Raw genomic sequence first — 13,716 nt, 5'->3', positions numbered from 1 at the left:
GCCTGAAGCCGGACCCTGCGCATTCACGCGGCGTTCAACACCTCGCCAGGCACCCTGATCCAGCCTTCCATCAGGATGCGCGCGCTGCGGCTCATCAAGGCCTTGGTCACCTGCCACTGGCCATTCACCAACCGGGCCTCGGCGCCCACGCGCAGCGTGCCGGAGGGATGGCCGAAGCGAACGGCGCCGCGTTCGCCGCCGCCCGCCGCCAGATTCACCAGCGTGCCTGGCACCGCTGCCGCCGTGCCTATGGCCACCGCCGCCGTGCCCATCATGGCGTGGTGCAGCTTGCCCATGGACAGGGCGCGCACCAGCAGGTCCACATCGCCTGCCTCGATGCGTTTGCCGCTGGAGGCCGTGTAGGGCGCTGGCGGTGCCACAAAGGCGATTTTTGGCGTGTGCTGGCGCCTGGCGGCTTCGGACAGTTCCTGGATCAGGCCCATCTGCAGGGCGCCGTGGGCGCGTATGGCCTCGAAGCGCGCCAGCGCCTCGGCATCGCCGTTGATGGCGTCCTGCAGTTCGCAGCCCGTGTAGCCCAGGTCCTTTGCGTTCAGGAAGATGGTCGGAATGCCCGCATTGATCAGCGTGGCTGCAAAGCTGCCCACGCCAGGCACATCCAGGCGATCCACGAGATGGCCCGTGGGGAACATGGCGCCCCCATCCTCTCCCTCATCGGCAGGGTCCAGGAACTCCAACGCCACCTCGGCCGCAGGAAAGGTCACGCCATCGAGCTCGAAGTCGCCCGTCTCCTGCACCTGGCCGTCCGTGATGGGCACATGGGCCACGATGGTCTTGCCGATATTGGCCTGCCAGATGCGGAGGGTGGCCGTGCCGTTGCGTGGAATGCGCGCAGGGGCTATCAATCCCATGTGGATGGCGCAGGGCCCCACGGCGGCCGAGAGATTGCCGCAGTTGCCGCTCCAGTCCACGAAGGGCCGGTCGATGGAGACCTGGCCGAACAGGTAGTCCACGTCATGGCCTTCGCGCGTGCTGGCCGAGAGGATCACGGCCTTGCTGGTGCTCGACGATGCATTGCCCATGCCGTCGATCTGCTTGCCGTAAGGGTCGGGGCTGCCCAGGGCGCGCAGCAGGATGGCGTCGCGCACGGCGCCCGGCTGTTGCGCAGCCTCCGGAAGGTCTTGCAGGCGGAAGAACACGCCCTTGCTGGTGCCTCCGCGCAGGTAGGTGGCGGGAATGCGGATCTGGGGTGTGGTGTTCATCAAGCGTCCTGTGTCTGTGCAAGAAAGTCCTGGGCAAACCGCTGCAGCACGCCGCCGGCCTCGTAGACCGATACCTCTTCGGCTGTGTCCAGCCGGCAGATCACCGGCACGCGCAGCGTCTGGCCGTTGCGGCGTTCAATCACCAGCGTGAGTTGGGTGCCCGGCGTGCGCTCGCCTTCCACGCCATAGATCTCCGTGCCGTCCAGGGCCAGGGTCCTGCGGTCGGTGCCCGGCAGGAACTGCAGCGGCAGCACGCCCATGCCGATGAGGTTGGTGCGGTGGATGCGCTCGAAGCCTTCGGCCACCACGGCTTCGACTCCGGCCAGCCGCACTCCCTTGGCCGCCCAGTCGCGTGAGCTGCCCTGGCCGTAGTCGGCGCCCGCGATGATGATCAGCGGCTGGCGGCGGTTCAGGTAGGTTTCCATGGCCTCCCACATGCGCACCACGCGCCCTTCGGGCTCGATGCGCGCCAGCGAGCCCTTGTGCTGCACGCCGTCGATGACGGCCATTTCATTGACCAGCTGCGGGTTGGCGAAGGTGGCGCGCATGGCCGTCAGGTGGTCGGTGGTGATGTTGTCGGGCAGCAGCGCCAGCGGCCGCATGTTGCGCAGCGTGCGCGGGAAGGCCGCCAGCGCGCCCACGCCTTCGGTATCCCAGTACGGCGGGCGGCGGATGTAGGTGGACTGGGGGCGCCAGTCGTACTGGGGCGAGGCTTTGTCGCCATCGTCCTTGCGGATGGCGAACATGGGTTCGTAGACGGCGCGGAATTGCTCCGGACGCACGGCGCGCTCGACGATGGCGTCGATCTCCTCGTCGGAGGGCCATAGGTCCCTCAGGCGGATTTCGCGGCCGTCCACCACAGCCAGCACGTCCTGCTCAATGTCGAAGCGCACCGTGCCCGCCAGCGCATAGGCCACGACCAGCGGCGGCGAGGCCAGGAAGGCCTGTTTGGCCTGGGGATGGATGCGCCCGTCGAAGTTGCGGTTGCCCGAGAGCACGGCCGTGGCGTAGAGGTCGCGCTCGACGATTTCCTGCTGGATGGTGGGGTCCAGTGCGCCGCTCATGCCGTTGCAGGTGGTGCAGGCAAAGGCGACGATGCCAAAGCCCAGTTGCTCCAGCTCGGTGAGCAGCCCGGCCTCCTTCAGGTACAGCTCCACGGCCTTGGAGCCTGGCGCCAGCGAGGTCTTGACCCAGGGCTTGCGCGTGAGACCCAGGCGATTCGCGTTGCGCGCCAGCAAGGCGGCGGCGATGACGTTGCGCGGGTTGCTGGTGTTGGTGCAGCTGGTGATGGCGGCAATGATGACGGCCCCATCGGGCATCAGGCCCCGGCTCTCCTGGGCGCGGGCGGCCTGCAGTTTTGCCGCATCGGCAATGCCGCGCTCGGCCAGGGCCGAGGTAGGCAGGCGCCGGTGCGGATTCGAGGGACCGGCCATGTTGCGCACCACGGTGGACAGGTCGAACTGCAGCACGCGCTCGTACTGGGCATCGGCCAGGCTGTCGCTCCAGAAACCTGCGGTGCGCGCATAGGCCTCGACCAGGCGCACCTGGGCCTCGTCACGGCCGGTCAGGCGCAGGTAGGCCAGCGTCTGGTCGTCAATGGAGAACATGGCCGCCGTGGCGCCGTATTCGGGGCACATGTTGGAGATGGTGGCGCGGTCGCCAATGCTCAGGCTGTCGGCGCCCTCGCCAAAGAATTCCACATAGGCGCCGACGACTTTTTGCTGGCGCAGGAATTCGGTCAGGGCCAGCACGATGTCGGTGGCGGTGATGCCGCCCTGTCGCCGGCCCGTGAGGCGCACGCCCACGATCTCGGGCAGGCGCATCCAGCAGGCGCGGCCCAGCATGACGTTCTCGGCCTCAAGGCCGCCCACGCCCACGGCGATCACGCCCAGCGCGTCCACATGGGGCGTGTGCGAGTCGGTGCCGACACAGGTGTCCGGGAAGGCCAGGCCATCCTGCACGGTCACCACGGGGGACATTTTTTCCAGATTGATCTGGTGCATGATCCCGTTCCCTGCGGGGATCACATCCACGTTGGCGAAGGCTTTTTTTGTCCACTCGATGAAGTGGAAGCGGTCCTCGTTGCGGCGGTCCTCGATGGCGCGGTTCTTCGCAAAGGCATCGGGATCGAAGCCGCCGCACTCCACGGCCAGCGAGTGGTCCACGATGAGCTGCACGGGCACGACGGGGTTGACCTGGGCCGGGTCGCCGCCCTGGGCCGCAATGGCATCGCGCAGGCCGGCCAGGTCCACCAGGGCGGTCTGGCCCAGGATGTCGTGGCAGACCACGCGCACGGGGTACCAGGGAAAGTCGATGTCGCGGCGGCGCTCGATCAGCTGCAGCAGGTAGCTGTCCAGCTGCGCGGGATCGGCGCGGCGCACGAGGTTCTCGGCGTGGACGCGGGCGGTGTAGGGCAGGCGTGCCCAGGCACCGGGCGAGAGGGCATCGACGGCGGCGCGGGCGTCGATGTAGTGCAGCGTGGTGCCGGGCAGGGGTTTCTTGTAGCGGGAGGTCATGGGGGCGGATGGATTCTCGGGCCTGCGTGAGCCGATTGCTGTGCGCCGATTACTGTGCGCGGATTTCGTTGTCTTTCACCACCTTGGCGTAGCGGGGAATCTCGGACTGGATCAGGGCGCCAAACTGGGCCGGTGTGCCGCCTGCCGGGGACACGCCCGTGGGCTCCAGCTGGGCCAGCAGTTCCGGCGCCTTGAGGCCGGTGTCCAACGCCGCATTGATGCGCGACAGCACGGCGGGCGGCAGGCCCTTGGGCGCGAGCAGGCCGTGCCAGGCCACCACGTCATAGTCCGGCAGGCCGCTTTCGGCCACCGACGGAATCTCGGGATAGGCGGGCAGGCGCTGGGCCGTGGTCACGGCCAGGGCGTGCAGCTTGCCGCTCTTGACGTGCTGCATCAGCGCCTCGGTGCCTGCCACCAGCATGTCCACGTTGCCTGACAGCAGATCGGTCACGGCCGGGCCCGTGCCGCGATAGGGCACATGCGTGGCCTTGACCTTGGCCATGCCGAACAGGTACTCGGTGACGATGTGAAGATGGCTGCCATTGCCGGCCGAGGCAAAGGTCAGCTTGCCCGGGTTCTCACGCGCATAGGTCAGCAGTTCCTGCAGGTTTCTGGCGGGCACGCGGGGGCTCACGCAGACCACGTAGGCGCCTTTGGACAGCTGGATCACGGGCGTCATGTCGGCCACGGGGTCGAAGCGCAGCTTGTACAGCGAAGGGTTGACCGTATAGCTGCCCGCCACCAGCAGCAGCGTGTAGCCGTCGGCCGCCGAGCGCAGCGCGTACTCGGTGCCCAGCGTGCCACCGGCGCCCGGCCGGTTCTCCACCACCACGGGCTGGCCCAGCCTGTCGTTGAGCACGTTGGAGGCCACGCGCGCAATGAAGTCCGAACCGCCGCCGGGTGCGAAGGGGCAGACGATCTTCAGCGACTTGCTGGGAAACGCCTCCTGGGCCAGGCCCTGGTGCGGCAGCGCAAGGCCGGCCAGCGGGGCGGGCAGGGCGGCGCAAAAGCGGCGGCGGTTGATGCTCATGGGTTGGTGTCTCCTGCAGAGTTATGGTTGGCAGTGCACCAGGCTTGTTGCAAGCAGCATGCCATCCGACTCAAGGGGAAACCCGTGCAAGCATCGCAGCCTGCTGCCAGAGGCTGAAGGGCTGCAGCGCCACCTGCTGCCGTACCATCCGTTTCATTGTTGTTTCAAAACTGCCGCCTCTGATTTCATGGATGAGGGCTTGTGCAATGCCTCGCCCTCCACCCCTGGTGCCCGGCAAGGCCCGGCAGGCCCGGCGAGCCCGGGCACATGGGGCCGGGTACAAGCACCTTGCTGCCTGCACTCTAGGGTTTGCCCGTGGAGGTCTTCAGCAAGAGCGCATTCCGACGATAGAGCAAAGGCGTTTGTAGGATTTGTCTTACATATGATTTGCCTGCCGGGTGCCGAAATCCATTTATCCTCGCTCTCTGCTCCACATGGCCTGCCCGGCCTTTTCGGGTGGCTGGCCATGGGGCTGGCAACGAGTGGTTCCGTGCTCCTGGACCGATTCCCCGTGACTGCCTATTCAGCCTTAGCCGCTCCATGTCAGCTTTTGCCCAGCGCACGCTTGTAGCCATCCGGACCGCCTGGCCAGCCGCCACCGTCATGGCGGTGGGCATGTGCCTGAGCGCCGCGCTCGCCCTGCAGCAGCAGCGGGCGCTGGAGCGCATCGACCTGCAACGCCATACGCAACAGGCCCAGTCTGCCCGCCAGGCGCTGGAGATGCGCCTGGATGCCTATGCCGTCATGGTCCAGCATGTGGCCAACCAGCTGGCCGCCTCTCCCGAGATGGGGCAGCAGGCCTTCGCGCGCATTGCGCAGGCGCTGCGCATACAGATACAGCCCGGCATGCAGGCGCTGACCTTTACGCGGGCCGCAACGGAGCGCGGTCAGGCCAGCCAGGATCCGTCGGCCTCGTTCAGGCCCGATCCCCACTATTTCTTCATCGACTATCTCTGGCCGGTGGAAGGCAATGAATCCATCGCCGGCCTGGACATGCACGACCGCCCCAGTCTCATGGCCAGCATGCTGCGCAGCCGGGACAGCGCGGCCGCCGTGGTCTCGGCGCCGTTTGCAATGAAGCAGCCCGGCGAGCATGCCACCGCCGTGCTGGTGCGCGCGCCCGTCTTTGCGCTGGCGGACCACCAGTCCCCGGATGGCACGGCCGCGCATCCGCTGTTCCTGGGAACGGCCGACGTCAGCATTCGTGTGCACGACCTGGTGCAGGACCTGCATGAGCGCGGCTTCCTGGGCCGGCTAGCGCTGGCCATGCATGACGCAGGCCCGGTCTCGCCCCTGCCGCCGGCCGGCGTATCGCCGCTGCCGCTGTATCTGGGTGCTGCCTGGCCCGAGCGCGGGCAGGATGCGGTAGGCCTGGGCGATACCGGCCAGGTGGTGCTGGAGCAGACACTGCAGGCCCAGGACCGGCTGTGGCGGCTGAACTTCATTCCCGTGAGCACGGCCCTGTCCTGGACCGAGCGTGCCCAGCCCCTGGTGTTGTTTGCGCTGGGCATGCTGGTGTCAGTCCTGCTGGCCTCGCTGGCGGCAGCCTGGTGGCGGCGCCATCCGTCCAGCTGGGCGCAACTGCGTGCCTCTTCCCGCAGCATGCGCGAGAGCGATGCCCGCTTTCAGGCACTGTTCGAGCAGGCCGCCGTGGGCGTGGTGCAGATCGACGCGGCCAACGGCAATGTCCTGCATGTGAACCGCAGGTATTGCGACATCACCGGCCACGAGGCACAGCAGCTGTGCCAGCGCCCCCTGCTTGCCCTGGTGGCCGCCGAAACGGTGGAGGGCGACAGGCTGCTGCTGCAGGAACTGGCTGCGGGCCAGCGCCGCGCCCTGCAGATCGAGCGGCAGCTGCGGCGCAGCGACGGCAGCCTGGTCTGGGTGGAACTGCACATCTCCGCGCTGGGCCACGGCCCATCGCTGCGGCTGATGGCCCTGGTGCAGGACATCAGCGCGCGCCGGCACTTGCAGCAAATGCAGCGCGACGGATCGCGCCACCTGCGCATGGTCATCCAGCGCCTGCCCCTGGGCCTGGCCATGCTGCAGGAGGATGGCCGCTTCGCCTACTGGAACGAGGAATTCATGCGCCTAGCAGGCCATGGCGCCACGGCCGGCATGGATGGCGACGGCTGGTGGCGCAACATGTGCCCGGATGAAGCCCGCCGCCAGCGCATGCAGCGCCGCTTCGAAGCTGCGCAGGCGCGGGCGCGCGTTGCCCAAAGCCCCCATGGCAGCGAGTCCGACAGCTGCGGCACCCTCAACTCCGAGGAGTACCAGCTCATAGGCAGCGACGGCTGTGCGCGCTCCGTATCCATCGGCGGCATGCTGCTGGACGAAGGCTGCCTGCTGATCCTGCAGGACCAGAGCCAGCGCAAGACCGCCGAAGAAGAAATTCGCCGCCTGGCCTTCTACGATGCGCTCACCGGCCTGCCCAACCGCCGCCTGCTGGTGGACCGGCTGCAGCAGGCGCTGGCCTCCAGCCGCCGTCGCGGGCGCTGTGGCGCCGTCATGCTGCTGGACGTGGACAACTTCAAGGCCTTCAACGACAGCCTTGGGCTGGAACTGGGCGACGTGCTGCTGCGCATGATTGCCGAGCGACTGGCCCAGTCCCTGGGCCGCGAGGCCACGCTGGCCCGCCACAGCGGTGATGACTTCGTCGTGCTGCTGGAGGACCTGGGCAAGGACTCCATGCACGCCGCCTCCAAGCTCGAAGGCGAGGTCCAGCGCATGCGTTCGCTGCTGCTGCAACCGCTGCAACTGAGTGGCCAGTCCTGCCACATCACGCTGAGCATAGGCGCCAGCCTGTTCGGCGAGCAGGAACTCAGTGCCGACGAGGTCCTGCGCCGTGCCGAGATGGCCATGTACCAGGCCAAGGGCATGGGGCGCAACACGCTGCAGTTCTTCGATCCGCAACTGCAGGCCGTGCTCAGATCGCGCACCGCCATGGAGCAGGAAATGCGCGAGGGCCTGGTGCGCTCGCAATTCGTCCTGTACTACCAGCCGCAGGTGGCGAACGGGCGCATCGTCGGCGCCGAGGGCCTGCTGCGCTGGAACCACCCGCGCGAAGGGCTGGTGCCGCCGTCGCTCTTCGTCTCGCTGGCCGAGGAAACGGGCCTGATCCAGCAACTGGGCGAATGGGTGCTGGGCGAGGCCTGCCGGCAACTGGCGCAATGGGCGGCGGAGCCGGACATGGCCTGCCTGATGCTGGCCGTCAACGTCAGCCCGCGCCAGTTCCACCAGGCGCGCTTCGTGGAGCAGGTGCTGCAGGCGCTCAAGGAGCACGGTGCCAATCCGCGCCTGCTCAAGCTGGAGCTGACCGAAAGCCTGCTGCTGGCCGACGTGGACGACACGGCGGCCAAGATGGCCACGCTTAAGGCACACGGCGTGGGGTTCTCGCTGGACGACTTCGGCACCGGCTACTCCTCGCTGGCCTATCTCAAGCGCCTGCCGCTGGACCAGCTCAAGATCGACCGCAGCTTCGTGCGCGACGTGCTCAGCGACCCCAACGACGCGGCCATTGCGCGCACCATCGTCGCCCTGGGCACCAGCCTGGGCCTGCAGGTCATCGCCGAGGGTGTGGAGACCGAGGCGCAGCGCCAATTCCTCGAAGACCAGCACTGCCACGCCTGGCAGGGCTACCTGCTCAGCCCGCCCGTGCCCGTGCGCAGCTTCGAGGCACTGGTGCGCCAGGCCATCGTGTCGCGCCCTCCGGCCCTGAGTCCGGCGAACCTGCCGCAGGAGGCGCAGGAGGCGCAGGAGGCGCAGGAGGCGCAGGACCGGCCCCAGGTGGTGGAGTGCACGGATGGCAGCGGGGTGCCGGACGCCCCCTCAAACCATTCTTGACATTCGACACGGCCCCGCGCGGGCCGCTTTCCATTCTTGAGCAGGGGTGGCGCGCGGTATCATTCCGAGCTTCCCTGTTGTTCCCCCCACGTCCTCATTCGTCCGTTCGCCGCGGACCGCCATCTGCCTGCATCGTGCGCCTGAATTCCATCAAGCTGTCCGGCTTCAAGTCCTTCGCCGAGCCCACCAACTTCATGCTGCCGGGGCAACTGGTGGGCGTGGTGGGCCCCAACGGCTGCGGCAAGTCCAACATCATGGATGCGGTGCGCTGGGTGCTGGGCGAGAGCAAGGCCAGCGAGCTGCGCGGCGAGTCCATGCAGGACGTGATCTTCAACGGCACCACGCACCGCAAGCCGGCCAGCCGCTCCAGCGTGGAGTTGGTGTTCGACAACAGTGACCACCGCGCGGGCGGCCAGTGGGGCCAGTTCGGCGAGATCGCCGTCAAGCGCGTGCTCACGCGCGAGGGCAACAGCAGCTACTTCATCAACAACCAGGCCGTGCGCCGCCGCGATGTGCAGGACGTGTTCCTGGGCACGGGCCTGGGCCCGCGCGCCTACGCCATCATCGGGCAGGGCACGATCAGCCGCATCATCGAGTCGCGCCCCGAGGAACTGCGCCTGTTCCTGGAAGAGGCCGCAGGCGTGTCCAAGTACAAGGAGCGCCGGCGCGAGACCGAGAACCGGCTCTCGGCCACCACCGAGAACCTCACGCGCGTGGAAGACATCCTGCGCGAGCTCAACAACAACCTCGACCGGCTGGAAAAGCAGGCCGAGGTGGCGGCCCAGTACAACGCGCTGCAGTCCCAGGTCACGCTCAAGCAGCAGCAGCTGTGGTTCCTCAAGCGCGCCGAGGCCGAGGCCGAGCAGGACCGCGTGCGCGTGGAGGGCCTGCAGGCCGTCAACGAGCTCGAAGAGCGCATGGCCGACATCCGCAACAACGAAAGCGGACTCGAAACCCTGCGCCAGGCCCACTACGACGCCAGCGACCAGGTCAACCAGGCCCAGGCCAAGCTCTACGAATCCACGGCCGAAGTCGGCAAGCTGGAGGCCGAGATCCGCTACGTGCTCGAAGGCCGCCAGCGCGTGCAGCAGCGGCTGCAGCAGCTGTCCGAGCAGGTGCTGCTGTGGAACAGCCGCCGCGAGGAAGCCGAAGCCGAGATCGAGAACCTCGAAGGCGCCGGCATGGACGCCGAGGAACAGGCCGAGATGCTGGCCGCCCAGGTCGAGGAGCAGAGCATGCGCCTGCCCGACCTGGAGGACGCCCTGCGCAATGCCCAGAAGGCCGACACCGACCAGCGCGCCAGCGTGGTCCAGGTGCAGCAGCAGATCCAGGTGCTGGCCGCCGAGCAGCGCAGCCTGGACGAGCAGCGCCGCCAGTTCGAGACCCGCTTCGAGCGCCTGCGCGCCGACCGCAACGCGCTGGAGACGCCCGACGAGGCCCGCCTGAACAATCTGCAGTCCCAGCTGGAAGAGGCGCGCGAACTGGCCGAAATGGCCGATGCCGTGCTCAACGAGCTGCAGGACTCCGTGCCCCAGCTCGACGAGGACCGCCGCACGCGCCAGCAGGCCGTCAATGCCGAGGCCGCGCGCCACGCGGACCTGTCGGCGCGGCTGGAAGCGCTCAAGGCCCTGCAGGAAAAGGTCAAGACAGACGGCAAGCTCCAGCCCTGGCTGGCCAAGCACGGCCTGGACGGCATGCAGGGCCTGTGGAGCCGCATTGCCATCGAGCCCGGCTGGGAAAACGCGCTGGAGGCCGCGCTGCGCGAGCGCCTGGGCGCGCTGGAAGTGGGCCGGCTCGACATGGTGCGTGGCTTTCTGGGCTCAGGCGGGCACGATGCGCCGCCCGCGCGCCTGGCCTTCTTCAGCCCGCCGCAGGGCGCACCCGCGCCGGCCGCCGGCCGCTGGCAGCACCTGTCGGACCTGCTGCGCGTGAACGATGCCGGCCTGCGCGCCGTGCTCGGCGACTGGCTGCAGGACTGCTACACGGCGCCCACGCTGGAAGAGGCGCTGTCGCGCCGCAGCGAACTGCGGCCCGGTGAAACGGTCTACGTGCCCACGGGCCATGCCGTCAGCAGCCACAGCGTGAGCTTTTATGCGCAGGACTCGGAGCAATCCGGCCTGCTGGCACGCGCCCAGGAAATCGAGCACCTTGAAAAGGAAGTGCGTGCCCAGGCGCTGATCTCCGATGAATCGCGCACGGCCCTGGTGCGTGCCGAAAGCGCCTATGCCGAGGCCTCGCAGCGCCTGGTCAGCGCCCGGCGCGAGGCCAGCGAATCGCAAAGCCGTGCCCACGAGCTGCAGGTCGAAACCCTGCGCCTGTCGCAGCTGGCCGAGCAGGCCCGCGCGCGCAATGCCCAGATCAGCGCCGACCTGGCCGAGGTCGAGGCCCAGCTGTCCGACATCGAGGAGCGCCGCGTGGCGGCCGAGGCCCGCTTCGAGGAACTGGACATGCAACTGGCCGACAGCCAGGAGCGCCATGCCCAGCTCGGCGACAAGGTGCTGGAGTCCGAGCGGCGCCTGAACGAATCGCGCGAGCAGCTGCGCACGCTGGAACGCCAGGCCCAGGAGGCCACGTTCTCACGCCGCAGCCTGGAGGCGCGCCGGGGCGAACTGAGCCGCACCATAGAGACCGCCAGCCAGCAGGCCCGTTCGCTGGCCGACGAGCAGCAGCGCGCGCAGGACGAACTCACGCGCCTGACCGATGCCGCCGCCCAGGGCGGCCTGCAGGATGCGCTGGATTTGAAGATGCAGCGCGAGCAGGCCGTGGCCTCGCGCCGCAGCGAATATGACGACCTGACCAACAAGCTGCGCGCCAGCGACGAACGCCGCCAGCAATTGGAGAAGGCGCTGGACCCGCTGCGCCAGCGCATCACCGAATTCCAGCTCAAGGAGCAGGCCGCGCGCCTGGGCCTGGAGCAGTACTCCACCTTGCTGGAAGAGGCGGGCGCCGACCTGGCCGCCGTCTCCCAGTCCATTGCCGAGGCCAATGTGCGCATGCACGGTCTGCAGGGCGAGATCGACCGACTGCACCGCGAGATCGCGGCCCTGGGCGCGGTCAACCTGGCGGCGCTGGACGAGCTGAAGCTGGCGCGCGAGCGCAAGACCTTCCTCGACGCGCAGACCGAGGACCTGACCCAGGCCATGAACACGCTGGAAGATGCCATCCGCAAGATCGACGCCGAGACGCGCGAGCTGCTGTCGGGCACCTTCGAGACCGTGAACGGGCATTTCGGGCGTATGTTCCCCGAGCTGTTCGGCGGCGGGCAGGCCAAGCTGGTCATCACGGGCGATGAAATCCTGGACTCGGGCGTGCAGGTGATCGCGCAGCCGCCCGGCAAGAAGAACCAGACGATTCACCTGCTGTCCGGTGGCGAGAAGGCGCTGACGGCGATTGCCCTGGTCTTCGCCATCTTCCAGCTCAACCCGGCCCCGTTCTGTCTGCTGGACGAGGTGGATGCGCCGCTGGACGACGCCAACACCGAGCGCTATGCCAAGCTGGTGGCCAGCATGAGCAAGAGCACGCAGTTCCTGTTCATCAGCCACAACAAGATCGCCATGGAAATGGCCCAGCAGCTCATCGGCGTGACCATGCAGGAGCAGGGCGTGTCCCGCATCGTGGCCGTGGACATGGAGTCCGCGCTGTCCATGGCTGAGCTATCCTGAGCATGTCCGCAACCTTTCAAACCCCTTTGCTGGAACGACGTTTCATTCCTTCATTCCATGAGTAACCTGCAAATCAGTCTGGCCGTCCTGGGCTTTGTGGTGCTGGCCCTGATCCTTGCCTACAACAGCTGGTCCGCGCGCCGCAATGCACCCAAGCGCGCCGACCCCGTCGATGAAGCGCAGCGCGATCCCTCGCGCCATGAGCCCGGCATGGACACCGTGGGCCACGGCCCGGACCTGACGCACAGCCTGCGCGAGCCCGTGCTGGGCGACTTCGGCACCGCCGCGCCGGGCCAGAGCCCTGCCTCCGCAGACCGCTTTGCCGAAACCGACGCCGAGCTGGCCCATCTGGTCCAGCTCGAAGAGCAGCAGCGCCAGGCTGCGGCCCAGGCTGCGCTGGCTGCCAAGGCCGCCCAGGCAGTGCAGTCCGCGCAGGCCGCCCATGCCCTGCAGGCGGGCGAAGACGCCAGCGCATCGGCACCCGCATCTGAATCTGTGTCCGTGCCTGCGGCGTCCCCGTCGGCACCGCAGTCCATCGAGCCTTCCCTCAATGACGCGGCCCTGACCAGCGCGGCCGCCAGCCGCCCGGGTCTGGATGCGCTGATCGACGCCATTGCCCCCGTGCAGGTGGGCCAGGCCGTGCCTGGCGAACTGGCGCTGCAGGCCCAGCCCGCCACGCGGCGCGCGGGCAACAAGCCCTTTGCGATCGAGGGCATGAACCAGTCCACCCACCAGTGGGAGCCGCTGCAGCCCGGCCAGCGCTACCTGGGTTTTCAGGCCGGCGTGCAGCTGGCCAACCGCACGGGTGCGCTCAACGAGATCGAGTTCTCCGAGTTCGTTGCCAAGGTGCAGCGCTTTGCCGACGCGCTGGGCGCCACGCCCGACGTGCCCGACATGCTGCAGGAAGTGGCGCGTGCGCGCGAGCTCGACCAGTTCGCCAGCGAGCACGACGCCCAGCTCACCTTCATGCTGCGCGCACGCCAGGCCTCCTGGAGCGCGGGCTACGTGCAGCAGAACGCATCGCGCCAGGGCTTTCTGCCGGGCTCCATGCCCGGGCGCATGGCCCTGCCTTCGCCCACGCCCGGCATGCCGCCGGTGCTGGTGCTCAACTACGACCCGCAGGCGGCCATGGCCGACGACCTGGACACCTCGGTGGTGCGCGAGTTCCTGCTGAGCCTGGACGTGCCCCAGGTGCCGCGCGGCGAGCAGGCCTTCGTGCAATTGCGCCAGGTGGCCGAGCGCCTGTGCCAGACCATGGACGGCGTGCTCTGCGACCAGAACGGCTACCTGCTGCCGGCCATGGCGCTGGACCCCATCCAGCACGACCTGGAACATCTCTATGACAAGCTCGACAGCCGCGAGCTGTCGGCGGGCTCCATGCTGGCGCGGCGACTGTTCAGCTGACGCGGCGCGGTGCCCCTGGTGCACAACAGGCTCCTGGC

At 68.2% G+C, this 13,716-nt stretch carries 6 protein-coding genes; 3 read left to right on the top strand and 3 right to left on the bottom strand.

Annotated elements, in window-relative coordinates; genetic code table 11:
* Positions 1–23 precede the first annotated feature (23 nt).
* Genes prpF through LGR64_RS11940 form a run of 3 tightly spaced genes read right to left on the bottom strand, consistent with a single transcriptional unit; the run spans position 24 to position 4,766 of the window.
* Positions 24–1,220: a 2-methylaconitate cis-trans isomerase PrpF gene (gene prpF, locus LGR64_RS11950; RefSeq protein ID WP_230355510.1), complete on the bottom strand. Its 1,197-nt coding sequence runs from the start codon at positions 1,218–1,220 to the stop codon at positions 24–26.
* Positions 1,220–3,736, bottom strand: coding sequence for an aconitate hydratase AcnA (gene acnA / locus LGR64_RS11945; RefSeq protein WP_230355508.1), 2,517 nt, complete (start codon positions 3,734–3,736; stop codon positions 1,220–1,222). The genes prpF and acnA overlap by 1 nt, the downstream gene beginning before the upstream one ends.
* Before the next feature lie 49 nt (positions 3,737–3,785).
* Complete coding sequence (locus LGR64_RS11940) at positions 3,786–4,766, bottom strand: tripartite tricarboxylate transporter substrate binding protein (protein ID WP_230355507.1); 981 nt, start codon at positions 4,764–4,766, stop codon at positions 3,786–3,788.
* 540 nt (positions 4,767–5,306) lie between these two features.
* Between LGR64_RS11940 and LGR64_RS11935 the strand changes: the two genes are divergently transcribed.
* From LGR64_RS11935 to LGR64_RS11925, 3 genes are all read left to right on the top strand, one after another.
* Positions 5,307–8,612 carry a bifunctional diguanylate cyclase/phosphodiesterase gene (locus LGR64_RS11935; protein WP_230355505.1) on the top strand — a complete coding sequence of 1,102 codons (3,306 nt, stop codon included), beginning with the start codon at positions 5,307–5,309 and terminating at the stop codon, positions 8,610–8,612.
* 134 nt (positions 8,613–8,746) lie between these two features.
* Entirely contained in the window at positions 8,747–12,274 is a 3,528-nt protein-coding gene (gene smc, locus LGR64_RS11930; RefSeq protein WP_230355503.1) for a chromosome segregation protein SMC, read from the top strand.
* 57 nt (positions 12,275–12,331) lie between these two features.
* Positions 12,332–13,678, top strand: coding sequence for a cell division protein ZipA C-terminal FtsZ-binding domain-containing protein (locus LGR64_RS11925; protein ID WP_123693119.1), 1,347 nt, complete (start codon positions 12,332–12,334; stop codon positions 13,676–13,678).
* The last annotated feature ends 38 nt before the right edge of the window (positions 13,679–13,716 follow it).

Origin of the sequence: Delftia sp. Lp-1 (assembly GCF_020523835.1) — a bacterium.
Lineage (GTDB): Bacteria > Pseudomonadota > Gammaproteobacteria > Burkholderiales > Burkholderiaceae_C > Comamonas > Comamonas acidovorans.
Note: the sequence above shows the minus strand (reverse complement) of the source record. Positions and strands in the feature narration are given on the sequence as shown.